The following is a 23,923-nucleotide window of genomic DNA, read 5'->3' as shown; positions in this document are numbered from 1 at the left end:
ATCAGAATGAATTCAAAGAATCTGCAGGGGAATGAATTGTCAGGCGAAGGCGAACTCGATTTGGTGGGGGTTCTTGACGTACTAGTTGAGTATCGACGGGTCCTCGTAAAGGCAGTCATTGCGTGCGTATTGCTCGCGACGGCATTTGCATTTCTCTATCCGCCTAGCTACCAAGCCGATATCTCCGTCCAGGTGGAGGATAGCTCTGGGGCTGCCGCGCAGAGTCTCTTTGGGGGAATGTCGTCGCTATTCGATATTAACTCCCCTGCATCCGCCGAGCAGCAGATCATGGCTTCCCGGCTTGTCGTCACGAACGTCGTTGATGAATTGCGGCTCTATATCGTCGCTCGTCCAAGTCGTTTCCCGATCGTGGGTAATCTGATATCGCGGATGAACGACGGGCCGGTGCGACCGGGTATTTTCGGACTTGGGGGATGGGCGTGGGGTACAGAGAGCGCCGAAGTCCTTGAGTTTGAAGTACCCAGGCGTTTCGAAGGCGATTCGTTCACGCTTACCGTTCTGCCTGGTGGCAACTATCGCCTCGCGGGATGGGATCTCGACTCCGCCGTGACCGGCAAGGTCGGACAAACACTATCCATATCGACTCCGTACGGTCCGATGAGATTTCTCGTGAAGTCGTTCAACGCATCGCCGGGGACTGCATTCAAGCTCACGCGCAATTCCCGGCTTACCGCTATCACGGATATGCAATCCGCAATCAAGATCGAAGAACAGATAAAGTCTTCGGGGATATTGGTTGCAACGATCAAAGGGCGTGACCCGGTCGCAGTGCGAGATCAACTAAACGCAATCGGCCGCTATTACGTCAAGCAGAACATCGACCGCAAGGCGTCAGACGCCGCCCAGTCCCTGGCATTTCTTGAAACGCAAATTCCGGTTCTCCGTGAGCGGCTCGAAGAAGCAGAAGCGCGGTACACGAGATTACGGGAAAAGCAGGGCTCGCTCGATTTAAGCGAGGAAACGAAGCTCGCGCTGCAACAGTCCGCTGACACCACCACGCGCATGCTCGCGTTGAAGCAAAAACGGGATGAACTCGCAACGCGCCTCACCAGCGCCCATCCGGACGTCCGAGCACTCGATGCACAAATCGGCACATTGAGCGCGCAGCAACGTGTCTTTGATCAACAAATCAAGCGTATGCCTCTCGAGCAGCAAGAGGTTGCCCGTCTGATGCTCGAGGTGAAGATAGACACTGAACTGTACACCGCACTACTGAGCAATGTTCAGCAACTGGAATTGGTCAAGGCCGGTAAGACGGGAAGTGTCCGCGTAGTCGACACACCCGTTGTTCCAGAAGATATCGCGTTTCCGAATCGATCCATTACGGTGGCGATCGGTGCGCTTCTCGGGCTGCTCGCGGGCGTAGGTTACGCATTCGCGCACAACTTTCTCTTTTCGGGTATCGCCAGCGCGGAGGAGATCGAGTCACATACAAACTTGAGCGTGTACGCGACCGTTCCGAAATCGGACGAGCAGGAACAGCATTCGGTGGATCAAGTGACACACGTGGACCGGCTGCCTCTGCTTACCCAGACGCATCCAGATGATCCGGCAATGGAGAGCTTGCGCAGCTTGCGCACCGCGCTTCAGTTCGTGCTCTTCAATTCTGCGAACAACATCGTCCTTTTTACGGGGCCCGCACCTGGCGTCGGCAAGTCGTTCATCTCCGCCAACTTCAGCGCTCTGCTGGCGAAAAGCGGAAAGCGCGTGCTGTTGATCGATGGCGACCTTCGCCGTGGATATTTGTACAAGTATTTCGGCGCACAGCGTGACCGCGGGTTTTCCGACGCGATCGCGGGTGAAGCGCCATGGAGTGACGTGGTCAGGCGCGCCGTCATGCCTAACCTCGACTTTCTTTCGACCGGTCGGGCAGCGCCGGATGCTTCGGAATTGCTGGCGCACGAGCGGCTAAAAGAAATACTTGATGAATGTTCACTGGCGTATGACGTCGTGGTGATTGATTCTGCTCCCATTCTAGCCGTCACGGATGCAGCCGTGCTCGCCAGGCACTGCGCAAATGTCCTGCTCGTCGCGCGCGCTGGCCGCACGCGCGTAGCGGATCTGGCGGAATGCGCAAGACAGGTGGCGCATGGTGGCGCCCGCGTAACCGGTGTTCTGCTCAACGACATTAGCTTGCGCAACGCACGGCTTTCCTACGGTAGCAGGAGTGGCAGCTATCGCTATGTCAACTATGGCTATGCAGATTCCGAATCGAAGGTGAGCAAGTCGCTGTTCATTCGACTGATCGATCGTCTCCGCCGGAGCGCGTAATGTCAGCGGAATCGATTGATGTTTCAGACGTGGTGGCGCACAAGACCGGATCGCCAACGCGAGTTCACGGGGCTTTGCTGACGCCAGAACGAAAGCGTGTCATATGCATTGCAATTGTAGTTGAGGCCGCGGGAGGCGGTGTAGCCGTACACATCGCCGATTTGATTCGCGGGTTGCGCGAGCGCGGTGGGTTCCAGATCCACCTGATCGCGCCCGCTGGCGCGCGGTTCGACGGTCTTATCCTCAATGACGAGGTGCTATCGCTCTGTGATGGCGCCTACAGGATCAAGATGGAGCGTTCGATCGGTGTATCGGATTTGTTCGCCTTTGCGCAGTTGTTCAAGTGTCTGAGCCGAATCAATCCGGACGTCGTGCACAGTCACAGTTCAAAAGCGGGAGCGCTCGCTCGTCTGTGTTTCGGCAGATGGAAGCAGGTATATACGCCCCACGCGATCTACACGCTCAATCCTTACCTGGAAAAGGCACAGCGTTGCTTCTATGGCCTTATCGAAAGACTGCTTGGGCGATTACGCAGCGACCGCATTATCGCGGTATCCGAAGACGAGGCATTCCATCTTCAAAAGACTTTGCGCATTCCAGCAGAACGCGTAACGACCATCTTCAACGGCGTTCCTGTATCTGACTTGATGCCCGCCAAAGAGGCACGCGCTGCCATCGGAGTGCCGCAAGACGCGTTCGTGATTGGGTTTGTGGGGCGATTTGATTTTCAGAAAGGCGTTGATCGCCTGGTGAAGGTTGCACGAACACTGGATCAACGCAATCCTGGAAAGATCATGTTTGTTGCGATTGGTCCAGGCGATTTTGCTGCTGCAGCCGGGACCGAAGCGCAGTCTATTCCTGCGAACTTGCACGTAGCAGGACGAATTGCTGACGCGCGGCGCTATTTTTCGGCGTTTGATCTGCTTGTGCTCCCAAGCCGCTACGAAGGATTTCCGTACGTGTTGCTGGAGGCGGTCGCGGCCCGTGTTCCCCTTGTCGCAACGATGGTGTCGGGCGCGGCGGAGTTGATTGAGGCTGAGCGAGTTGGTTTTGTGGTTCCCAATGAAGACGACATCTCGCTCTTTTGTGAGGCAATCGAGGCGATGGTGCTCGATGCGGCGATGCGAGCATACATGCGAGGGAACTGTCGGCGCGCGGTGGAACGATTCTCGGTTTCCAGAATGGTCGACCGTACTGTGAAGCTCTATGACGATCTATTAAAGGAGCCAACGTAATGCCTCGTTCATCTCATGTCGCGTTGCTCCACGCTTACAGCTCGAGGAATTCGGGGGATGGCTTGCTCGTCGATCTTTCTGTCGCGTTACTCAAGGAGGCGCTTGGCGAGTCGACAAAAGTCTCGATTGTCGCGGCCGATCCGGGCTCATTTCCTCAGTACGCCGATGTCTATCCGGCGCCGGTGCTAGCCGACAGCGGTATCAAGCGCCTGGCCGGAGCGGCGGGGTTTGGGTTACCGCTGGATCTTAACGGGCGCACGCGAAGACCGATGGAAATCCTCGATACGGTTGACCTGATCGCAGGGGTTGGCGGCGGGTATCTACGGGCCCGCAATTGCTGGGAAGTCTTAAAGCTCGAAGCAGGGCACTTGCTCCAGATGCGAGCCGCCGTGCTTTCGGGGAAGCCAACTGTGTATCTACCGCAAAGCATCGGGCCAGCGACGCCGAGCGTGCCGCTGCGCAGCCATCTGACCGGGATGCTCGGCAAGTTTTCAGCTGTATTCGTGCGCGACGACCGATCGTTCGGGCTGCTTGCCGGCAACGCCAACACGTTGCGCGCGCCCGACCTGGCGGTGCTTGAATATGAGCGCCGTGGCAAGGATATATTGGATCGTGGGCATGCCGCGAAGCCTGAAGTCAAGCACGTCGCGTTTGTGCTACGCCGCGCGCCGAGCTGGAACGTGCAGCAGCGGGAACGGTACGAAGCTTCGACACGTTCTTTGCTCAAACTGGTCGGCGCGACCTGCCGCGTGAGTGTCGCCGTTCAGAGCACCGGGAGGGGGAATGACGACGTCGCTTACTATCGGAGCATCGGCATCGACGGGGATCTTGTATCGCTTAAGCAATTGCTGTATCGAGACACGCCGGATATCGTTGTTTCAGTTCGACTGCATGGTGCACTTGAGTCGATCTTGCATGGCGTTGCCGCTTATCACCTGAGCTATGAACGCAAAGGCTTTGGAGCCTATGCAGATCTCGGTGTCAATGACTGGGTTGCGAATGCGGCCGACTTCGACGCGACGATGGTTGCCGAGACGATCTTCGCGCCGAACGCGATTCGGAACTTTTGGGAATGCGCATCAACGGGCCTCAATCGGATTCGCGCTGGCCGAGACAAAATCGTTCTAGGTTTGAGAACCGCGGTTGACACAGGGCGATCATGCATCTGATTAGCCGTCTGGGTCTGCGAATCGCCGCACTCTCACTCAAGTTCGCACTGACTGTCGTAATTGCGAGAGCGCTCGGATTAGCGGCCGTAGGGGACTACGGACTTGCGCTTGCGGTTTCTGTTGTTGCATCGAAATTGCTGGGTTTAGGGTTCAGTACGGAAATCAATCGCCGACTAAGCCTGGCAAATTCACGCGATTCCGTGTTGGAAGCGTACCGCTTGTTGTTCGTTTTCGGTGGATTCTATGCGGCTATCGCAGCAATCATGACGCTGCTAGAGGTCGGTGGGATATTAGACGGGTTCTGGCATGTTCGCCCCGCGATCGTATGGGGCGTCACGCTCGTGGCACTTTCCGAACACGCTGGCCTGGAGGCGAATTCGTGGATTTTTTCGATGCACAGACCACACCTTGGAGCGGTGCTCCTGTTCGTGCGATCCGGTGCGTGGGCGGCGATCGCCATTGCCGGTCTGATCACAAAAGTGATTGATTCGGTCGAGCTGATTCTTCTGCTTTGGGGTGTGACCAACGTACTGGTGGTCGCTGTCGTAATTCGCATCCTGGTCGATGCACGCAGGCAGTCTTCGGGGCCGATTAGCGCAGGCGAGCCTGCGCGCCTTGGCAAGATGCGCTCGTTGTGGATTGGCGGCGCGCCGTTCTTCGTAGCGACAACCGCACTTTCGTGCCTTCAGTACTCGGAGCGCTTCATCGCCGGTATGGTCGTCTCATCAGTTGCGCTTGGCAGCTATGTATTTTGCTGGTCGATCTCCAACGCAATTCAAACGATAGCGTATGCCACTGTCGTCGTTACATCCGGGCCGAGAATGGTACGGGCGCTTGATGTCTCATACGAGGCATTTCGCACCGAACTGAGACGCTCCGTATTCGCGAGCCTCGGACTGTCTGTCTTCGGCGCGGCCGCGTTGTTGCTTGCATGGCGGTTTATTTTTCGGATCGCCCATCAGGCGGATGGAGCGAATGAATTCGCGATCCTGGGTGTATTACTGTTGTCGTTCGTGTTTCGGTCGATCGCTGACATCTACTGGGGTGGCGCGATCGCGCTACGCCTGGGCAAGCAGGTGGCGGTCCTGGTTTCGCTCGTGATGCTGTTGGTCTTCGCCGCGGGATGGATGCTGGTAACGCGCTTCGGTATTTTGGGGGCTGCGTGGGCACATTTGCTCTCTAGTGTAGGTATCTTTGTGTTGTTGCTATGGCAGGTCGGCCACGCTGTCGAAGGTTATCGGCGTGATGCGACGACGATAAAGGAACGCCATGCTTCGTAAGCTTTATCTCGGCGGACCGAGGCTGAGCAAGGGCGTGTTACGCGTGACCGCCGCTTTCATTGTCATCCTTTACGCGTTGCTCTATCTCAAGGCGAGCAGCTTCCTGCCTGGGTTCGTGTTTCGTGACTCAGAAAAAATCCAGTCACAGATCGGTGGGTCAAGCACGTATCAGAATACGTCGTTTGATGCTGTGGCGAAGTTTTATTCATCGCTTGGTACGGCGGGTACGGATCTATTTGTCGTAACTGTTGCTGCGATCCTGATCTGGACGATGGTGAGTTACTCAAAGCGAACCGGAGCATTGGCGATCAATATGTTTCTGCTTGCCCCATGCGTGTTTTTCAACCTGTTCGTCGCAAGCAAAGACACGCTGGTCGTTTTTATGGCGTTGATACTTGTATTGACTGCGAGACGTTGGGGAGCATGGAAAGTCGCATCGCTGGCCGTGCTCCTGTATGTTGGATACGCGGTGACGGTACGAATGTACTTCCTGCTTATCCTGGCGATTGCCGTGGGGGCGTGGATGTTCAGAGCATCCTCGCTACGAGGAAAGCTGCTCATTGCGCTGGTAACGACTATCGGGGTGATCGCGTTGCCGGATAGGGCGTACTTTGCGCTTTTACATCCCCGCGATATGGCTGTCGACTATCTTATTGCCGGGTCAGCTTTCGGTGCGAGAACGGGATTCTACAATCTGCTTCCCCCTGATTCGGTCGGGGCATTTTGCATTGACTATGTCTATGCCGTTGCAAAGCTTCATCTGCCAGTCTTGTTTCATACCGGGCCGAAAGAGCTGGCGATGACCTGTCTGATGGGAATCATTGTTGCGTCGATTTTTTCAAAAATTTCTGAACCGCAGCCGGATAGCGCGGCCGCCCTTGAGGTCCTGACTTGCCTGGTGATTGGGCATATGGCGGTTTCAATGCTATTTGAACCGGATTTGGGAAGCTACACGCGACATTTGACGAGCGTTGTTGTGTTCGGCGCCTTGCGTCTGAATATTTTGTACCGGAGATGCAGCACAAAGCGTGCTTCCAGCCTCAGCAAGCTTTCCATATGATCTTCTCGACTATTAGAAGGCCGCTCAATTGAGGGCCGCTATTGCGAACGTCAGGCGCCTGGTGTTTGGGCTTTGCTGCGTTGTTCCGCTTGCCGTTCACGCGCAGTCGCCCAGGCAATGGATTGCGAGCGATGCCGATCGTCCTCTTGTCGGTGTTCAGATCAAGATCGATCGCTTTACCCGTGAGGCGGCGACACGCGTCAAGGCGACTGGATTCGCTTTCGTGCGCCTGGGTGTCTGGGCCAATGCAATGAAGGACGCCGCCTACAGAAAGCAGGTGGCGACTGCGTTCGCGGCGGCGCATTCGGCTGGCATTGCGGTCATCGTGACGGTTAGATCGACCGCTACGCTAGTGCAGCCTGATGCAGATCAGGAGGTGCGAGTCCAGCAGCTTCGCGCAGCAGCGGCTGAGTTGGTACAGGTCGTCAAAGGCATCGTTGGGATATACGGACACGACGTGTTGGCCGTCGAAATCTGGAACGAGCCGGAATTGCGGAAGTATTGGCCAACTGGCGACCTCGATTCGGCGTTTCCTGTCTATATGCGCGCTGTTTGTGAAGGCCTGTTGACGGTACGAGAATCGACTCATGTCATTGGATTTGCCTTCGCGACGCCGCCAATGCCAGGCTCGCGTTCCGATATATTGTTGCGCAGCGTTGAGACTGCGTCACCGCATTGCCTGGACGCTGTGTCGTGGCACGCGTATGGAAAGAGTGCGCGGGAGATCCGGGCAGTATCGGACTATGTCCGAGCGCGATATGGCGTTCCAACCGTTGTTACGGAGTGGGGCGCGTCATCGGGTGCGCTGGGCGGCGAATCGGGGCAGGTTTCCACCTATCGTTCGTTTCTGGCTAACCTCGATGCGTTAAATACGCCGTTGATTTCTATTTATGAATGGCAAGACACGGCTAATGCGCAGAACATCAAGGAGAGGCACTTTGGGCTGGTCGATGCAGCCGGGAAAGACAAGGCAGCACTCGATGCGGTAAAGCCAATGCTCGGCGTTCCGTGACTGTGCATCTACGGCTATTGGCGTTTCCAGCTGACGAGCTTCGTAGCTACGTTGCAGGCACCTGCGAACGCAATCATCAAGCCGACGAGTAGGGCGCCGGCCACGAAGGCGAGGCAACTTGCTGCCCGGCGCATCATGTAGTTCACCAGTGAGTTCATACGGCAACGCAACCGAGGTTTCGAGCCAAAGGTCACATCTCCACCGGATGCTGCTTAAGCTGCTTCCTCGCCTCGCGAAACTCCGGAAAGATCGATTCAACGGTTTCCCAGAACCTTGGGCTGTGATTCATCTCGCGCAAATGCGCGAGTTCATGCGCCACCACATAGTCCACGACGGAGAGCGGAAAATGAATCAGCCGCCAGTTCAAGCGAATTCTCCCTTCGCTTGAACAGCTCCCCCACCGCGTCGCCGCCGAAGAAAGCCCATAAGACCGGAACGAGACCCCAAGCTTGTCGGCATACACCTCGAGCCGCTCACCAAAAATCCGCGTCGCTTCACCCTGAAGCCACCCAGTCACGCGGTCCTTGATCTGCTGCGCGTCAGCATGCGGCGGCAGCGGCAACGCAAGCACACGCGTCTCCTGATCGAACGCGAGCAAGGAAGCCCCCAGCTTCACCGTAATCGGCCTGCCAAGATAAGGCAGTTCAGCCCCGTCGCTCCATTCCACGCGCGGCAAGGCTCGCTGCTCCGTGCGCGTCTGCCATTCCGCGAGCTTGGCGAAGATCCACCGCTGCTTCTCGGCGATAGCGGTCTCGATGTCGGCGATCGTGACCCACCTGGGCGCCGTGATGCTGAGCCCGGTACCGTCGATCACGAACCCGATCGATTTGCGCGACGAGCGCTTGAGCCGGTAATGCAGCGTGCGCGCGCCAAGCACGACAGTACGCAGCCGCGTGCCATCCGGCGCAAGCGGCGCCTTGCCTGGCTTTTCAGGCGAGAGGGGAGTCGCGGGCTGCGGTGTGAGGGGAGAGGATGCATCAGGCGGCACAACAGGCGCCGGTTCAGCAAAGAGTGGCAAGTCGAGTTGCCGGTTGTCGAGTGCCGCGTTTGGGCGCGGCGTGGGGGACTTCTGCATCGTCAGGCCTGGTGCGGATGGGCGTGCGCGGCGGGGGCGTGTGCCGTTCGCGGGGCGTTTGCGCAGGGCTTCTGGCGCCGTGTCGTGCGGCGCGCTCAGCCGTGCAGCGAGCAGCGCCCACATCCGCGCTACAACGCTTCGCGCGACGCGAGCCAGCACGCGCTGCGCCTCAAATCCGTGCCGCTTTCGCCGCTGCGCCATCCGTTTCGCGATATGCCTCAGGATCGATCCGCCGCATTTCCGTTTCGATCCACGTTTCCACGCGCGTGTTCACTTCGTCGGGCGTGAGTCCGGTCGTCTCGATCGGCTTGCCGATCGACACCGTGACTATACCCGGATATTTCATGAACGAGTTTCGGGGCCAGACGTGGCCCGCGTTGTGCGCGATCGGCACCACGGGCGCGCCCGTTTCAATGGCGAAGCGCGGGCCGCCGGTCTTGTACTTGCCCTGCTTGCCCACCGGTATGCGCGTGCCTTCGGGGAACATGATCACCCATGCGCCTTCGGCCATGCGCTGCTTGCCCTGGCGGATCACCGAGGTGAACGCGTTCTTGCCTTCCTTGCGGTTGATGTGAACCATCTTCAGCATGCCCAGCGCCCAGCCGAAGAACGGCACGAACAGCAGCTCGCGCTTGAACACGTAGCACATCGGCCGCGGCATGAGCGCGGGGAACGCCAGCGTCTCCCATGCGGACTGGTGCTTCGAGAGCAGCACGGCCGGCCCGTTGGGCAGGTTCTCCATGCCCTCGATGCGGTAGCGAATGCCATTGAGGTAGCGCGCAACGAACAGCGTCGAGCGGCACCAGCCCACGGCCATCCAGTAGCGCCGCGTCGCGTTCATGAACGGGAACGCGATAAAGCACGCCGTGGCGTACGGCATCGTGTAGACGATGAAATAGATGAACAGCAGCAGGGAGCGGAGAAAGCGCATCGGTCGAGCCGGTTTAGTGTTCGCGTGTGCCGCCTGCGCCTTTACGCAGGGACGTTCGCGAGAAAGTCGAGCGCGAAAGCGCGCAGGTCGTCGTGGATCAGCGTGCCCTCGGGCAGGCCGCCGGCGGCGAGCGTTTTCTCGCCCTTGCCCGAACGCACGAGGTGCGTGCGAAAGCCGAGTACCGCGCCTGCCTGGAGGTCACGCAGCGAGTCGCCCACCACCGGGGTATCGGCCGGTTCGATCTCGAAGCGCTCCGCGATCATCTTGAGCATGCCGGGCTGCGGCTTGCGGCACTCGCAATGGTCCTGCGCCGTGTGCGGGCAGAAGAACACGGCGTCGATGCGGCCGCCCACGGCTGCCGCCTGGCGATGCATCTTCGCGTGCATGGCGTTGAGCGCGGCCATGTCGAACAATCCGCGCCCGATGCCCGACTGGTTCGACGCCACCGCGACGCGATAGCCCGCCTGGTTCAGGCGCGCGATCGCTTCGAGGCTGCCGGGTATCGCGACCCATTCGTCCGGCGACTTGATGAACGCGTCGGAGTCGACGTTGATCACGCCGTCGCGGTCGAGGATCACGAGTTTTCTGGTGGTGCTGGTCGGCATGGCGTCTCGCTCAGTTCCGCTTGTTTGCGCTTATGCAGCCAGCCGCGAAATGTCCGCGACGCTGTTCATCTGGCGATGCAGCGCCTTGAGCAGCGCGAGGCGGTTCGCACGCAGCGCCGGGTCTTCGGCGTTGACCATCACGTCGTTGAAGAACGTGTCCACGGTTTCGCGCAGCGCCGCGAGCGCGGTGAGCGCGCCCGTGTACTCGCGTGCGGCGAGCTGCGTTTCCACGCGCGGCGCGACTTGTTCGAGCTGTGCGTAGAGCGCCTTCTCGGCGGCTTCGACGAAAAGGGCGATCTGCACGCCCGCATCTTCTACACCCTCGGACTTCTTGAGGATGTTCGAGATGCGCTTGTTGGCCGCCGCGAGCGAGGCCGCTTCCGCGAGCGCTGCGAATTCGCGCACCGCGTCCAGACGCGAGACGATGTCGTCGAGGCGCGTGGGGTTCAGTGCGAGCACCGCGTCCACTTCGGTGGCCGCGAAGCCGCGTTCGCGCAGCATGCCGCGCAGGCGGTCCATGCAGAACTCGTAGATGGCCTGGGTCGACTCCGTCACGGCCTCGATGCCGGCAAATTGCACGGAGGTGGCGCGCAGCAGCTCGACGAGGTCGAGCGGCAGTTGCTTCTCGACGAGAATGCGCAGCACGCCCAGCGCGTGACGGCGCAGCGCGAACGGATCTTTTTCGCCGGTGGGCGCGAGGCCGATGCCCCAGATCCCGACGAGCGTTTCCAGCTTGTCCGCGAGCGCGACGATCGTGCCCGTCGTGGTGGCGGGCAGGGCGTCGCCGGAGAAGCGCGGCTGGTAGTGCTCGGAGCACGCAATCGCCACTTCTTCGGGCTCGCCGTCGTGGCGCGCGTAGTAGGTGCCCATCGTGCCTTGCAGCTCGGGGAACTCGCCCACCATGTCGGTCAGGAGGTCGGCCTTCGCGAGGCGCGCGCCGCGTTCCGCGAGCGCGATATCGGCGCTGCACATCAAGGCAATCCGGCCGGCAAGCGCTTCGAGGCGCTCCACGCGCTGCAGCGTCGAGCCGAGCTTGTTGTGATACACCACGTTCGCGAGCAGCGGTACGCGGTCGGCCAGCGGCTTCTTCTTGTCCTGCTCGAAGAAGAACTTCGCGTCGGCCAGACGCGGGCGCACCACGCGCTCGTTGCCCTCGACGATCTCGTCGGGCGTTTGCGTCGCGATGTTCGAGACGATCAGGAAGCGCGAGCGCAGTCGGCCCTGGTCGTCGGTGAGCGCGAAGTACTTCTGGTTCGTCTGCATCGTGAGGATCAGGCATTCCTGCGGCACTTGCAGGAATTCGTCCTCGAACTTGCACGCATACACGACCGGCCATTCGACGAGCGAATTCACTTCGTCGAGCAGCGACTCGGGCATCACGACCTTGTCGCTGCCGGCCTGTTCGATGAGTTGCGCGCGGATCGATTCGCGGCGGTCGGCGTAGCTCGCGATCACGAAGCCCTTGTGCTGCAGCGTGTGCGCGTACTCGTCGGCGTGCTGGATGGCGATCAGGCCTTCGGAGAGGAAGCGGTGGCCGCGCGTGGTGTCGTCGGCATCGACGCCGAACGCCGTGACCGGCACGATCTGGTCGCCGTGCAGCACCGTGAGGCGATGCACCGGGCGCACGAACTGGACGTTGCTGCCATCCGGGCGCTGGTAGGTCATGACCTTCGGGATCGGCAGCTTGCCGAGCGCTTCGTCGAGCACGGCTTGCAGGCCGTCGGCGAGCGTGGCGCCCGGCGCTGAGTAGCGCAGGAAGAACGCTTCGTTCTTGCCGTCGCTCGCGCGCTCGAGGTCGCTCACGGGGAAATCGGGGAAGCCGAGCGCCGCGAGCTTCTTCGCGAGCGGCGCGGTGGGCTGGCCGTTGGCGTCGAGCGCGACCGAAACGGGCAGCACTTTTTCGCGCACCTGCTTTTCGGGCGCAACGCTGCGCACGTTCTTGATCGTGACGGCGAGGCGTCGCGGCGTCGCGTAACGTTCGAACGAGAGGTCGCCTTCGATCAGGTCGCGCGCGGCGAGGCGCTGCGCGATGCCTTCGGCGAACGCGTCGCCCAGGCGCGCGAGGGCCTTCGGCGGCAGTTCCTCGGTCAGCAGTTCGACGAGGAGGGTGGCGTGATGAGCTTGCGTCATTGTTCTTGAGATCCGTTCATTCCTCGTCGAACTTGCGTTCGACCTTCAGCGGCGGCGCCCAGGCGGGCATCGCGGCGTCCTGTTCGTCGGTGGTGAGGCCCGGCACGCCGTGCACGGGGTTGCCGAGCATCGGGAAGCCGAGCTTTTCGCGCGACTCGTAGTACGACTGCGCCACGCTGCGCGAAAGCGCGCGAATGCGGCCGATGTACGCTGCGCGCTCCGTCACGGAGATCGCGCCGCGCGCGTCGAGCAGGTTGAACGTGTGGCCGGCCTTGAGCACGAGTTCGTAGGCGGGCAGCGCGAGCTGCAGATCGATCATGCGCTTCGCTTCGGCTTCGTACGCGTTGAAGAACGTGAACAGCAGGTCGACGTTCGCGTGCTCGAAGTTATAGGTCGATTGCTCGACTTCGTTCTGGTGGTAGACGTCGCCATAGGTGAGGCGGCGCATTTCCGGGCCGTTCGGGCCTTGTTCTTCCCACTCGGTCCAGACGAGGTCGTAGACGTTCTCGACCTTCTGCAGATACATCGCGAGACGCTCGAGACCGTAGGTGATTTCGCCGAGCACCGGCTTGCAGTCGATGCCGCCCACTTGCTGGAAGTAGGTGAACTGCGTGACTTCCATGCCGTTGAGCCACACTTCCCAGCCGAGGCCCCAGGCGCCGAGCGTGGGGTTCTCCCAGTCGTCTTCGACGAAGCGCACGTCGTTCTGCTTCAGGTCGAAGCCGAGCGCCTCGAGCGAGCCGAGGTACAGGTCGAGAATGTTCTCCGGCGCGGGCTTGAGCACCACCTGGTACTGGTAGTAGTGCTGCAGACGGTTCGGGTTCTCGCCGTAGCGGCCGTCCTTCGGGCGGCGCGAGGGCTGCACGTAGGCCGCGCGCCACGGCTCGGGGCCGATTGCGCGCAGGAAGGTGTGGACGTGCGAGGTGCCGGCGCCGACTTCCATGTCGATCGGCTGGAGCAGTGCGCAGCCCTGCTTGTCCCAGTAAGACTGGAGCGTCAGGATGATTTGCTGAAACGTGAGCATGTGTGCCTGCAGTGTCTTTCGGGCTTTCGGGGGCGGAATGCGGCGGCCGGAGCCAGGCGAGCGCGCCGGCGGGGCGGCGATGCTCCGCCTTGCCCCTTCCCCTTGCGTGGCCCGGGCCAGGAGGCGGCCAGGTGCTAAAACATTGAATTTTACCGGATTGCCGGAGCCTTGAGACCTGGACGGGGTTCGGGCGGCCGGCAGCGGCGTGGTTGCGTCGTCAGCGGGTGGTTGCGCGGCTTATTTTTCGTTGGCCGGCTTGCGTTCCTTCGCGCCCTTGAAGGCCGGTCCGAACGCAAAGCCGAGCGCCAGCAGCAGCAACGACATGGCGATCACCGTGTTGTTGCCGCTCGTCACGTAGGGCGTGAAGCCGCTCGTCCCTTCCACCTTCACGTCGAGCGAGCCCACCGTGAACGTCGGCAAACGTGCGATCACCCGGCCTTTCGCGTCGATGGCGGCCGTGGCGCCCGTGTTGGTCGCGCGCAGCATCGGGCGGCCGGTTTCGAGCGAGCGCATGCGCGCAATCTGCAGGTGCTGATCGAGCGCGATGGTGTCGCCGAACCACGCGAGGTTCGTCGAGTTGATCAGGATGCCCGGCGAGGCCGGGCTCTCGCGCACGGTGCGCGCGACCTCCTCGCCAAAGATATCCTCGTAGCAGATGTTCACGGCCACGAGTTCACCGTGCACGCGGAAGGGCGGTTGCACGGGCGCCCCGCGCGCGAAGTCGCCGAGCGGGATGTTCATGAGATTGACGAACCAGCGGAAGCCCCAGGGCACGAATTCGCCGAAGGGCACGAGGTGATGCTTGTCGTAGCGATAGAGGCCGTTCTGGCCCGGCGTGATGCCGAAGAGGCTGTTGGTGTAGTCGATCACGCGCCCGTCGGACGTGATGGTGCCGCCTACTGCGCCAAACAGAATAGCCGTGTTCGTGCCGTCGGCGAAGGCGCGGATATCGCGGCCGAACTTCTGGGGAATTTCCTGCACGAGCACCGGCACTGCGGTTTCGGGCGTGACGACGAGATCGGCGGGCTTTTCGGTAATCAGCTTCTGGAACTCGTTGAGCGCATCGATCGTGCCCTGCTCGGAGAACTTCATGTCCTGCTTGACGTTGCCTTGCAGCAGCCGCACGTTGAGCGGCGTGCCGGAGGGTTGCGTCCACGAGACGAGCGAGAGCAGCAGGCCGGCGGCGATCACGGCGAGCGCGAGCAGCGCAGGCGTCGCCACCGCACCGCGCCGAGGCGTCGCGCCATGCCCCTTCATGTCGCGCGCGCGCAAAACCGCCTGCGCGATGAGCGCCGCGACGAGCGCGAGCACCCAGCCCACGCCATACACGCCCACGATCGGCGCAAAACCGGCGAGCGGACCGTCCACTTGCGCGTAACCGCTCGAAAGCCAGGGAAAGCCGGTGAACACATAGCCGCGCGCCCATTCGCCGAGCGCCCACGCACTCGCGAATGCGAAGGCGCCGTGCCACGTGGGTGAGAACGGCAACTCGCCGCTGCGTCCATTCTTCGCGTGTCCCGCGCAAAACGACCAGATGAGCGCGGCGAGCGCCGGATACAGACCGAGGTAAAGCGAGAACAGCACGAGCGCGGCGCCCGCGAGCACCGCGGGCATGCCGCCGTAGAAGTGCATGCTCACGTAAAGCCACCAGACGCCGCTCACGAAGTTGCCGAAGCCGAACGCCCAGCCCGTGAAGAGCGCGCTCCTCCAGCCGGTGGTGCGCGTGAGCCAGAAGTAGAACAGCGCAAAGATCGCAATGGCGAGCCAGCCGCCGCGCGGCGTGGGCGCGAACGACAGCGTGTTGAGCGCGCCCAGCGCGGCAGCGGCGAGATAGTGCCAGAAGGGCAGCGCGCGGCGCGCGGCGCCGTTGGTGGTTTCGCTCGCACGCGTCTCGGTGCGCGCGCGGGTATCGATCGGTTCGGCCATGCGGTGCTGTGGAATGCGATGGAAAGCGCGCTGAAAAGCGCGGGCGCGGATTGCGCGACGAGCGCAACGATAGCACTTTCGTGCGACGTTACCGGGATGGTCTCCTGGGGGCGGATCGAAGCTTCGGCGCGCTCGAAGCAAAAACGCCAGCCCGGAGGCTGGCGTCGTCTGCGCATAGGCGGCGCGCTCGCGTTGCGTCAGGTGCCCGGCGGCTGCAGCGCGGCTTCGCGCTGTCCTGCCATCGGGTCGCGCCGCACCAGCAGCATGTGAACCTGGCGCGCGTCGGCGCGCAGCACCTCGAAGATCAGGTCGCCGATGCGCACCTTCTCCCCGCGATGCGGCACGCGCCCGAAGTGATTCGTGACGAAGCCGCCGATCGTATCGACTTCCTCATCGGAGTAATGGGTGCCGAACGCCTCGTTGAACTGCTCGATTTCGGTGAGCGCGCGCACGCGGAACCGCCCGTCGGGCGAAGCGATGATGTTGCCGCTTTCCTCGTCGAAGTCGTATTCGTCCTCGATGTCGCCCACGATCTGCTCCAGCACGTCCTCGATCGTGATGAGACCGGCCACGCCGCCGTATTCGTCCACGACGATGGCGATGTGATTGCGGTTCTGGCGAAAGTCGTGCAGCAGCACGTTCAGGCGCTTGGACTCGGGGATGAACACGGCCGGGCGCAGCATGCCGCGCACGTCGAATTCCTCTTCGGCGTAGTAGCGCAGCAGGTCTTTGGCGAGCAGCACGCCGATCACGTTGTCGCGGTTGCCGTCGTACACGGGGTAGCGCGAGTGCGCTTTCTCGAGCACGAATGGAATGAATTCGTCAGGATTTTCGGCGATGTTGATCGCGTCCATCTGGGCCCGCGGGATCATGATGTCGCGCGCGCAAAGCTCGGACACCTGAAACACGCCTTCGATCATCGAAAGCGAATCGGCGTCGATCAAGTTGCGCGCGTGCGCGTCCTGGAGGATTTCGAGAAGCTCGCTGCGAGAGTCGGGCTCGGGCGAGATGAAGTCGGTCAGCCGCTCGAGTAGGGAGCGCTTTTCCTGCGGTTTGTCGGTCTGGCGTCGACTGGGATAAGAGTCGTTCATGGTGGTGCGCCCTTTGCCGCTGGGGGCAGGGCGCGCTGTTGCGGAGGGTTAAGGATACATCACGCCTGTGGCGCGACCGTGTAATGCCACACAAAGGACACACGCCGGCAGATCAATCCTAACGCAGATGCGGCGTCGCCGCCCGGTGGACGAAAAAGCGGCGCGCCGTGACGCCAGCCGCCGTTTGGTCAACGTGACCAGCGCAACCTCAAGCGCAACGCGCGAGCAGCCGCTCCAGCGCGCGGTCGCGCATGCCGCTCTCGCGCAGTGCATCGACGGTGCGGCGCACGTAGTCGAGCGTCGTGCCGTAGCGGCCAGACGCGCAGCCGAACACGGTGCGCACTGTGGCTTCGGAAAGCTTGCCGGTGTAAGACGACACATCGCGCCGCATGACGAATGCGAGCGCGGCGACGCGGCGGCCGTCTGCGAGCACGCAGGGCAGCCAGGCGGGGCGGTACGAGCCCATCGGCATCTCGCGGCGCCAGAGCGCTTCGAGGTGCGGCATCGCGCCTTCGGCCGCAAGACGGAACGCGACGCCCGCGCACGAGCCGCCGCGGTCGAGCGCGAGCACGAGGCCGGGCTGCTCGGGCGTGCCGCGGTTCACGCGCGACCACAGGTAAAGCCCCCGATGGTAGCCGTGCACGCGCGAACGCACGTTCTCGACGGTGGGCAGCCCTGGGTTCCAGATCAGCGAGCCATAGCCGAACAGCCAGATGTCGCTCGCGCCGTCCCAGCCTCGCGCTTTTAGCGTGCAGGCGAGCGAGGCGCGCAATTCGTCTTCGCTCAGGAGCCGCGACTCGCCGAGCGCCGGCGGGTAGCCGGGGCAGGGCACGCTCGCATCGCCCGCCTCGGGCAGTGCTGAGGGTTCGGCGAAATCGGGCGTGCGTTTGTCGTTCATGGCGTGGGCTTACTTGTACGGATCCGGAAAGCCTAGCGAGTTGAGCACCTCGGTTTCGATGCCTTCCATCTCTTCGGCTTCGGTCTCGTCTTCGTGATCGTAACCCTGCGCGTGCAGCGCGCCGTGCACGAGCAGATGCGCGTAGTGCGCGGCGAGCGGCTTGCCCTGCTCGGCAGCTTCTTTTTCCACCACGGGGCAGCACAGGATCAGATCGCCCGTGACCGGATCGTCCTCGCTCTCGGCATACGCGAAGGTGAGCACGTTGGTCGCGTAGTCCTTGCCGCGATACGTGCGGTTGAGCGTGCGGCCTTCCTCGGCATCGACGAAGCGCACGGCCAGTTCCGCGTCCGCGAAGAGCGCGGCCTTGAGCCACGCCGCCACGGTGGCGCGCGGCAGCGCGGCCTTGTGCTCGGGGAACGCCTTCGCGGCGGGGAACTGCACGGTCAGTTTGAGTTTCGGTGCGCGGGGCATGGGGTTAAAGCTGTGAAACGACGCAGGCGGCGGCGTTAGCGCGCGTCGCCAACGCCCTCGTCCTTTTTCGAATGCGCGTCATAAGCCTCGACGATACGCGCGACGAGCGGATGGCGCACCACGTCCGCACTCGTGAAGTGCGTGACGGCGATGCCGCGCACGTCCTTCAGCACATGCTGCGCCTCGATAAGGCCGCTCTTGTGGCCGCGCGGCAAGTCGATCTGCGTGGTGTCGCCGGTCACGACTGCCTTCGAGCCGAAGCCGATACGCGTGAGGAACATCTTCATCTGCTCGGGCGTGGTGTTCTGCGCCTCGTCGAGAATGATGAACGCGTGATTGAGCGTGCGCCCGCGCATGTAGGCGAGCGGCGCGATTTCGATCATCTGGCGCTCGAACATCTTCGCGGTCTTGTCGAAGCCGAGCAGATCGTAAAGCGCGTCGTACAGCGGACGCAGATACGGATCGACCTTCTGCGACAGATCGCCGGGCAGGAAGCCGAGACGCTCGCCCGCTTCCACGGCCGGACGCGTGAGCACGATGCGCTTGACCTGGTCGCGCTCGAGCGCGTCCACGGCGCAGGCCACGGCGAGATAGGTCTTGCCGGTGCCCGCGGGCCCGATGCCGAACGTCACGTCGTGCGAGATGATCTGCTTCAGATACTCGCGCTGCGCGGGCGTGCGGCCGCGCAGGTCGGCGCGGCGCGTGTAGAGCTTCGGGCCCAGTTCCTCGACATCGACGCCTTCGCGCGCGGGCTCGTCGAACGGATGATCGGGGTCGCCGCGAAAACGCGGGTCGATCTCGGCGGCGTCGTTGCCACCGCTGTTGCCGCCGTTCACATTGCCGCGCACGCCGCCGTTGCCATTGCCGCGCGGATCGTTCGCCGAATTGCTGCCGAAGTTCACGGGGTGCCGGGCTTCGACGAGCGCCAACTGAATGTCGTCGACGGAGAGCGGATCGCGCGCCCGGTTGTAGAAGTTCTCGAGCGCCGCGAGCGCCAGCTTGGCGCCACGCCCGCGAATGGTGATGCGATGGCCGCGCCGCGCGAGCGTCACGTCGAGCGCTTGCTCGATCTGCCGCAGGTTTTCGTCGAGCGGGCCGCAGAGGTTGGCGAGCCGCGCGTTGTCGTCGCGCGGCGCGGTGAATTCCAGATGCTGCTGATTGGGCTTCAAGGTGTCTCTGAACTCCTGAATTCCTGCGATGCGCCGATTAATGCGCTAGCGTCGAAGCGTCTTCGTGAGCGAGCACGAGTTCGCCGCGCAGCGAGTGGGGGTACGCGTGGTTGATCTTCACGTCGATCATCTGGCCGATCAGGCGAGCGTGCGAAGCGAGCGGCGCCGGGAAGTTCACCACACGGTTGTTCTGCGTGCGGCCCGAAAGTTCGCTCGGGTCCTTGCGCGAAGGGCCTTCCACGAGAATGCGCTCGACTCGGCCGACCATCGACTGGCTGATGCGCGCCACGTTCTCTTCGATCGTGGCCTGCAGATGCTGCAGGCGCTTGAGCTTCACCTCTCGCGGCGTGTCGTCTTCGAGATTCGCGGCGGGCGTGCCCGGGCGCGGGCTGTAGATGAACGAGAAGCTCGTGTCGTAGCTCATCTCTTCGACGAGCGCCATCATCTTCTGGAAGTCCTCTTCGGTCTCGCCGGGGAAGCCGACGATGAAGTCCGTGGAGAGCGACAGATCCGGGCGGATCGCGCGCAGCTTGCGGATGATCGACTTGTACTCGAGCACGGTGTAGCCGCGCTTCATCGCCATGAGCACGCGGTCCGAGCCGTGCTGCACCGGCAGATGCAGGTGGCTCACGAGCTTGGGCACCTTCGCGTAGGTGTCGATCAGGCGCTGCGTGAATTCCTTCGGATGCGAAGTCGTGTAGCGGATGCGCTCGATGCCGGGGATTTCGGCGACGTATTCGATCAACGTGGCGAAGTCGGCCACGTCGTGCGCGCCGGCCGTCAAAGCGCCGCGATAGGCGTTCACGTTCTGGCCAAGCAGCGTGACTTCACGCACGCCCTGGTCGGCGAGGCCCGCGATTTCGGTGAGCACGTCGTCGAGCGGACGCGAGACTTCCTCGCCGCGCGTGTAGGGCACCACGCAGTAGCTGCAGTATTTCGAGCAGCCTTCCATGATCGAGACGAACGCGCTCGGGCCTTCCACGCGCGCGGGCGGCAGATGGTCGAACTTCTCGATTTCGGGGAAGGAGATGTCCACCTGCGCGCGGCCCGAGGCGCGTCGCGCGTCGATCATCTGCGGCAGGCGGTGCAGCGTTTGCGGGCCGAACACGAGGTCCACGTACGGCGCGCGCGCGACGATCGCCGCGCCTTCCTGGCTCGCCACACAGCCGCCTACGCCGATCAGCAGGTTCGGGTTCGCTTCCTTGAGCTCGCGCACGCGGCCGAGGTCGGAGAAGACCTTCTCCTGCGCCTTTTCGCGCACCGAGCAGGTGTTGAAGAGAATGACGTCCGCGTCTTCGGGGGTGTCGGTCTTCACGAGACCTTCGGCGGCGCCGAGTACGTCGACCATCTTGTCGGAGTCGTACTCGTTCATCTGGCAGCCAAAGGTCTTTACATAAACTTTCTTGGTCATCGGGTTTCGCCGTTCGCAGTGGTTGACCTGGGGGCGTCGTCCGCTTGATGCGCGCGCGTGATGCACGGTCTGCACGTCAGGACTACGGTGTTTTAAGGGGCCGAATCGGGGCGCGGCGATGTCGGCTGTGAGCCGGCATCGGCATCCTGTTTCTGGCCATGCGCGTTTAGCAACTTGGGACGTTCCGCGTTGTTTTTCGCTTCTTTCTGCCGGCGCCGCATTTGCCAATATTTACCAATGCGGATGCGGCTGCGGATCGCTTTCTGCGCAATCCGACATTATATCCGTTTGCGTCTGCGGCTTTGCGTCGCTTCGGCCGGATCCGTGCAGGGGACGAGCGCTTCCAGTTCGCCCGAAGTCTGCGCGAAACGCTCGGTGAGGAAATCGAGCAGCGCCCGCACGCGCGGCGCGAGAAAGCGGTTGCGGTGATAGAGCGCGTGCAGCGGCGCGTCGGGGTAGCGCCACTCGGGCATCACGGTCTTGAGCCGCCCGGCGCGCAGATCGTCCGCGACATCCCAGATCGACTTCACCGCGAGGCCGTAGCCGCATAGCGCCCACTGGCGCGCGACTTCGCCATCCGTCGATTCGAGCGCGCCGTCGAGCGCCACCGTATAGGTCTGCGTTTCGGTCTGCGATCCGCTGCCGCGCGTGAAGCGCCATTCGTTCACCGGCCCCGCCGCCGAACCGATCACGATGCAGTCGAAACGGGCCAGATCGTTCGGGTCCTTCGGCTCGCCGCAGCGCGCGAGGTAGTCGGGCGAGGCGCATAGCACGCGGCGGTTCGGCGCGAGCCAGCGCGCCACGAGCGAGCTGTCCTGCGGCGTGCCGAAGCGGATCGCGAGATCGATGTCTTCGAGCACGAGATTCGAGAGCGAGTCGGTCAGCATCAGCGCGAAACGCACGTCGGGATAGAGGGCGCGGAATTCGTCGAGCCAGTTCATCAGCAGATTGCGGCCGAAATCCGAGGTCGCCGAAATGCGCACCTTGCCGCGCACCGCGTTCTGGCCCTCCTGCAAGGCCGCTTTGGCGTCGTCGAGCGAGCGCAGCGCGTGCTCGCTGCAGGTGAGGTAGAGGCGGCCTTCGTCGGTGAGGCGCAGCTGGCGGGTGGTGCGGTCGAACAGACGCGCACGAAGCTCCGCTTCGAGCCGCGCGAGCCGGGCGCTGGCCGCCGCGGGCGTGAGGCCGAGCTTGCGGCCCGCCGCGGAAAGGCTGCCGAGGCGTGTTGCCTCCACGAAAAGGCGCACGTCGCCGAGATTGTCCATCGCGCGATTATTAGAAATAGATTGAAAATGATTCAAATGCTACGCCAATTATCAAATTCGAGTGTAGCCGCGACAATGCGCGTGTTTTCAGGACAACCGCCTCGGACCGCGCGCCATGCAACTCGATCACGTCACCCTCGTCACGCCCGATCTCGAAGGCACATGCCGCTTCTTTCGCGACATCGTCGGCCTCGAAGACGGTCCGCGGCCGCCGTTTCGCGTGGACGGCCACTGGCTCTACGCGAACGGCCGCCCGGTCATCCATCTGGTCGATGCGACCGGGCCCGCCCGCTTGTCAGTTGGATCGTCTGCGCTCGTCGCGCCGCGCATCGACCACGTGGCGTTTCGCGTGGCACCGGGCGTTGAGTGGCGCTCACTCGTCGAGCGGCTTGCGGCTCACCGCGTGCCGTACCAGCTGGCGGAGGTGCCCGCGAGCGCGGAAGTGCAGCTGTTCGTTGCGCTCGCGCCGGGTGTCGTCGTCGAGTTCGTGACGTCGCTGCCGGCCGGCGCGGCGGCTTGATGGCCGCTGGATGCCACTGAAGCCCATTTGAATCCAGGCTGATTTTCGGAGATTTCGATGCCTATCCCCTTGCTCGCGCTGGCCATCAGCGCCTTTGCCATCGGCACCACCGAGTTCCTCATCATGGGCCTGTTGCCCGATGTGGCGCGCGATCTGCACGTGACGATTCCCGCCGCGGGGCTGCTCGTGACCGGCTATGCGCTCGGCGTGGCGGCCGGCGCGCCGCTGCTCGCCGCGCTGACGAGCCGCATGCCGCGCAAGCTCGCGCTGCAACTGCTGATGGGCGTGTTCATCGTCGGCAACGTGATGTGCGCGGTCGCGTCGAACTATTCGCTCTTGATGGTCGCGCGCGTCGTCGCGTCGTTCGCGCACGGTTCGTTCTTCGGCATCGGCGCCGTGGTGGCCGCCTCGCTCGTGCCGCAGGAAAAGCGCGCGAGCGCCATCGCGCTGATGTTCACGGGACTCACGCTCGCCACCGTGCTGGGCGTGCCGTTCGGCACCGCCATTGGGCAGCAGTTCGGCTGGCGCGTGGCGTTCTGGATAGTGAGCGGCCTTGGCGTGATTTCGCTCGTCGGCGTGACGGCTCTGGTGCCCAATCATCACGACAGCGGCCCGGTGGGGCTCGGCCACGAAGTGCGCGTGCTGCGCGACCCGCAGGTGTGGCTCGCGCTCGGCATGACGGTGCTGGGCTTCGGCGGCGTGTTCGTCGTGTTCACCTACATCGCGCCGATTCTCGAACAGGTGGGCGGCTTCTCGCCGCGCGGCGTGACGCTGATGCTCGTGCTGTTCGGCGTGGGCCTGACGCTCGGCAACACCCTGGGCGGCAAGCTCGCGGACCGCGCGCTGATGCCTTCGCTCATGGGCATTCTCGTGATGCTCGCCGTGGTCATGGCCATCTTCACGAAGACGAGCCACGCCATGTGGCCCGCCGCGATCACCGTCTTCGTGTGGGGCATCGCCGCGTTCGCGACCGTGCCGCCGTTGCAGATGCGCGTAGTCGCGAAGGCCGCGGCGGCGCCGAATCTCGCTTCGACGCTGAACATCGGCGCGTTCAACGTGGGCAACGCAATGGGCGCGTGGATGGGCGGTCTCGCCATTGCGCACGGCGTGGCGCTCGACTCGCTGCCGTGGGTGGCCGCAGCCGTCTCGTTGGCGGCGCTCGTGCTCACCTGGGCGGCGGCGCGGCTCGACACGCGCACCGTACCGGTGCCCGATGCGCGCGTGGCGGCGCGGCAGAATACGTGAGCGCCCGATGAGGCCAAGGCGCAAGGCCGTGCGGCGGGCAATGCGCCTTATGCGCAGGACGCGAAAGCAATCCAGGATTGGCGCTCTGCAATGCTGATAACAGTGTGAAGATAACTT

20 protein-coding genes are annotated in these 23,923 nt (G+C 62.7%); 8 read left to right on the top strand and 12 right to left on the bottom strand.

Annotated elements, in window-relative coordinates; translation table 11 throughout:
* Window positions 1-6 precede the first annotated feature (6 nt).
* Genes A3CW_RS0124985 through A3CW_RS47535 form a run of 6 tightly spaced genes read left to right on the top strand, consistent with a single transcriptional unit; the run spans window position 7 to window position 8,048 of the window.
* The gene (locus A3CW_RS0124985) at window positions 7-2,292 is read left to right on the top strand and encodes a polysaccharide biosynthesis tyrosine autokinase (protein WP_035513861.1); all 2,286 of its coding nucleotides are present in this window, start codon (window positions 7-9) and stop codon (window positions 2,290-2,292) included.
* The gene (locus tag A3CW_RS0124980; protein WP_028205995.1) at window positions 2,292-3,527 is read left to right on the top strand and encodes a glycosyltransferase; all 1,236 of its coding nucleotides are present in this window, start codon (window positions 2,292-2,294) and stop codon (window positions 3,525-3,527) included. Before A3CW_RS0124985 ends, A3CW_RS0124980 begins: the two co-directional genes overlap by 1 nt.
* Window positions 3,527-4,696 (top strand): polysaccharide pyruvyl transferase family protein, encoded by a 1,170-nt coding sequence (locus tag A3CW_RS0124975; protein ID WP_028205994.1) that lies wholly within the window; start codon window positions 3,527-3,529, stop codon window positions 4,694-4,696. The genes A3CW_RS0124980 and A3CW_RS0124975 overlap by 1 nt, the downstream gene beginning before the upstream one ends.
* Window positions 4,687-5,976 (top strand): lipopolysaccharide biosynthesis protein, encoded by a 1,290-nt coding sequence (locus A3CW_RS47545; protein ID WP_154678026.1) that lies wholly within the window; start codon window positions 4,687-4,689, stop codon window positions 5,974-5,976. The genes A3CW_RS0124975 and A3CW_RS47545 overlap by 10 nt, the downstream gene beginning before the upstream one ends.
* Window positions 5,966-7,036, top strand: a complete 1,071-nt coding sequence (locus A3CW_RS47540) for a hypothetical protein (RefSeq protein WP_051481696.1) — start codon at window positions 5,966-5,968, stop codon at window positions 7,034-7,036. Before A3CW_RS47545 ends, A3CW_RS47540 begins: the two co-directional genes overlap by 11 nt.
* A gap of 28 nt (window positions 7,037-7,064) precedes the next feature.
* A complete protein-coding gene (locus A3CW_RS47535) occupies window positions 7,065-8,048 on the top strand; it encodes a hypothetical protein (RefSeq protein ID WP_051481695.1) in 984 nt (327 codons plus the stop codon).
* 190 nt (window positions 8,049-8,238) lie between these two features.
* On the opposite strand, the gene A3CW_RS0124950 is transcribed toward A3CW_RS47535, so the two are convergent.
* The 12 genes from A3CW_RS0124950 to A3CW_RS0124895 form a co-directional block, all read right to left on the bottom strand.
* Entirely contained in the window at window positions 8,239-9,123 is an 885-nt protein-coding gene (locus A3CW_RS0124950) for a M48 family metallopeptidase (protein ID WP_028205993.1), read from the bottom strand.
* A gap of 169 nt (window positions 9,124-9,292) precedes the next feature.
* Window positions 9,293-10,054: a lysophospholipid acyltransferase family protein gene (locus A3CW_RS0124945; RefSeq protein ID WP_028205992.1), complete on the bottom strand. Its 762-nt coding sequence runs from the start codon at window positions 10,052-10,054 to the stop codon at window positions 9,293-9,295.
* A gap of 41 nt (window positions 10,055-10,095) precedes the next feature.
* Entirely contained in the window at window positions 10,096-10,659 is a 564-nt protein-coding gene (gene gmhB / locus A3CW_RS0124940; protein ID WP_028205991.1) for a D-glycero-beta-D-manno-heptose 1,7-bisphosphate 7-phosphatase, read from the bottom strand.
* A gap of 30 nt (window positions 10,660-10,689) precedes the next feature.
* Complete coding sequence (glyS, locus tag A3CW_RS0124935; protein ID WP_028205990.1) at window positions 10,690-12,789, bottom strand: glycine--tRNA ligase subunit beta; 2,100 nt, start codon at window positions 12,787-12,789, stop codon at window positions 10,690-10,692.
* 16 nt (window positions 12,790-12,805) lie between these two features.
* A complete protein-coding gene (gene glyQ, locus A3CW_RS47530) occupies window positions 12,806-13,813 on the bottom strand; it encodes a glycine--tRNA ligase subunit alpha (protein WP_081771794.1) in 1,008 nt (335 codons plus the stop codon).
* 237 nt (window positions 13,814-14,050) lie between these two features.
* Window positions 14,051-15,739, bottom strand: coding sequence for an apolipoprotein N-acyltransferase (gene lnt, locus A3CW_RS0124925; protein ID WP_028205989.1), 1,689 nt, complete (start codon window positions 15,737-15,739; stop codon window positions 14,051-14,053).
* Window positions 15,740-15,936: 197 nt separating this feature from the next.
* Window positions 15,937-16,830, bottom strand: a complete 894-nt coding sequence (locus A3CW_RS0124920; RefSeq protein ID WP_028205988.1) for an HlyC/CorC family transporter — start codon at window positions 16,828-16,830, stop codon at window positions 15,937-15,939.
* 208 nt (window positions 16,831-17,038) lie between these two features.
* Window positions 17,039-17,728 carry a gamma-glutamylcyclotransferase gene (locus A3CW_RS0124915; RefSeq protein ID WP_035513857.1) on the bottom strand — a complete coding sequence of 230 codons (690 nt, stop codon included), beginning with the start codon at window positions 17,726-17,728 and terminating at the stop codon, window positions 17,039-17,041.
* 9 nt (window positions 17,729-17,737) lie between these two features.
* Window positions 17,738-18,199, bottom strand: a complete 462-nt coding sequence (ybeY, locus tag A3CW_RS0124910) for an rRNA maturation RNase YbeY (RefSeq protein WP_028205986.1) — start codon at window positions 18,197-18,199, stop codon at window positions 17,738-17,740.
* A gap of 35 nt (window positions 18,200-18,234) precedes the next feature.
* A complete protein-coding gene (locus A3CW_RS0124905) occupies window positions 18,235-19,368 on the bottom strand; it encodes a PhoH family protein (protein ID WP_028205985.1) in 1,134 nt (377 codons plus the stop codon).
* Between the two features lie 37 nt (window positions 19,369-19,405).
* Window positions 19,406-20,779 (bottom strand): tRNA (N6-isopentenyl adenosine(37)-C2)-methylthiotransferase MiaB, encoded by a 1,374-nt coding sequence (gene miaB, locus A3CW_RS0124900; protein ID WP_028205984.1) that lies wholly within the window; start codon window positions 20,777-20,779, stop codon window positions 19,406-19,408.
* A gap of 278 nt (window positions 20,780-21,057) precedes the next feature.
* A complete protein-coding gene (locus A3CW_RS0124895) occupies window positions 21,058-22,041 on the bottom strand; it encodes a LysR family transcriptional regulator (RefSeq protein ID WP_028205983.1) in 984 nt (327 codons plus the stop codon).
* A gap of 115 nt (window positions 22,042-22,156) precedes the next feature.
* Here A3CW_RS0124895 and A3CW_RS0124890 point away from each other — a divergent pair, with 115 nt between their 5' ends.
* The gene (locus tag A3CW_RS0124890; RefSeq protein WP_028205982.1) at window positions 22,157-22,561 is read left to right on the top strand and encodes a VOC family protein; all 405 of its coding nucleotides are present in this window, start codon (window positions 22,157-22,159) and stop codon (window positions 22,559-22,561) included.
* 57 nt (window positions 22,562-22,618) lie between these two features.
* Entirely contained in the window at window positions 22,619-23,806 is a 1,188-nt protein-coding gene (locus A3CW_RS0124885) for an MFS transporter (protein WP_028205981.1), read from the top strand.
* Window positions 23,807-23,923 lie beyond the last annotated feature (117 nt).

Origin of the sequence: Paraburkholderia nodosa DSM 21604 (genome assembly GCF_000519185.1) — a bacterium.
GTDB lineage: Bacteria > Pseudomonadota > Gammaproteobacteria > Burkholderiales > Burkholderiaceae > Paraburkholderia > Paraburkholderia nodosa.
Note: the sequence above shows the minus strand (reverse complement) of the source record. Positions and strands in the feature narration are given on the sequence as shown.

What these genes read in the sequence shown, in the direction of transcription:
- A3CW_RS47540 (WP_051481696.1), top strand. Translation starts at nt 5,966, where the DNA reads ATGCTTCGTAAGCTTTATCTCGGCGGACCGAGGCTGAGCAAGGGCGTG.
- A3CW_RS0124885 (WP_028205981.1), top strand. Translation starts at nt 22,619, where the DNA reads ATGCCTATCCCCTTGCTCGCGCTGGCCATCAGCGCCTTTGCCATCGGC.
- A3CW_RS0124895 (WP_028205983.1), bottom strand. Translation starts at nt 22,041, where the DNA reads ATGGACAATCTCGGCGACGTGCGCCTTTTCGTGGAGGCAACACGCCTC.
- A3CW_RS0124950 (WP_028205993.1), bottom strand. Translation starts at nt 9,123, where the DNA reads ATGCAGAAGTCCCCCACGCCGCGCCCAAACGCGGCACTCGACAACCGG.
- A3CW_RS0124920 (WP_028205988.1), bottom strand. Translation starts at nt 16,830, where the DNA reads ATGAACGACTCTTATCCCAGTCGACGCCAGACCGACAAACCGCAGGAA.
- A3CW_RS0124915 (WP_035513857.1), bottom strand. Translation starts at nt 17,728, where the DNA reads ATGAACGACAAACGCACGCCCGATTTCGCCGAACCCTCAGCACTGCCC.
- A3CW_RS0124945 (WP_028205992.1), bottom strand. Translation starts at nt 10,054, where the DNA reads ATGCGCTTTCTCCGCTCCCTGCTGCTGTTCATCTATTTCATCGTCTAC.
- A3CW_RS47545 (WP_154678026.1), top strand. Translation starts at nt 4,687, where the DNA reads ATGCATCTGATTAGCCGTCTGGGTCTGCGAATCGCCGCACTCTCACTC.
- glyQ (WP_081771794.1), bottom strand. Translation starts at nt 13,813, where the DNA reads ATGCTCACGTTTCAGCAAATCATCCTGACGCTCCAGTCTTACTGGGAC.
- A3CW_RS0124975 (WP_028205994.1), top strand. Translation starts at nt 3,527, where the DNA reads ATGCCTCGTTCATCTCATGTCGCGTTGCTCCACGCTTACAGCTCGAGG.
- miaB (WP_028205984.1), bottom strand. Translation starts at nt 20,779, where the DNA reads ATGACCAAGAAAGTTTATGTAAAGACCTTTGGCTGCCAGATGAACGAG.
- A3CW_RS0124985 (WP_035513861.1), top strand. Translation starts at nt 7, where the DNA reads ATGAATTCAAAGAATCTGCAGGGGAATGAATTGTCAGGCGAAGGCGAA.
- A3CW_RS0124980 (WP_028205995.1), top strand. Translation starts at nt 2,292, where the DNA reads ATGTCAGCGGAATCGATTGATGTTTCAGACGTGGTGGCGCACAAGACC.
- ybeY (WP_028205986.1), bottom strand. Translation starts at nt 18,199, where the DNA reads ATGCCCCGCGCACCGAAACTCAAACTGACCGTGCAGTTCCCCGCCGCG.
- glyS (WP_028205990.1), bottom strand. Translation starts at nt 12,789, where the DNA reads ATGACGCAAGCTCATCACGCCACCCTCCTCGTCGAACTGCTGACCGAG.
- lnt (WP_028205989.1), bottom strand. Translation starts at nt 15,739, where the DNA reads ATGGCCGAACCGATCGATACCCGCGCGCGCACCGAGACGCGTGCGAGC.
- A3CW_RS0124890 (WP_028205982.1), top strand. Translation starts at nt 22,157, where the DNA reads ATGCAACTCGATCACGTCACCCTCGTCACGCCCGATCTCGAAGGCACA.
- gmhB (WP_028205991.1), bottom strand. Translation starts at nt 10,659, where the DNA reads ATGCCGACCAGCACCACCAGAAAACTCGTGATCCTCGACCGCGACGGC.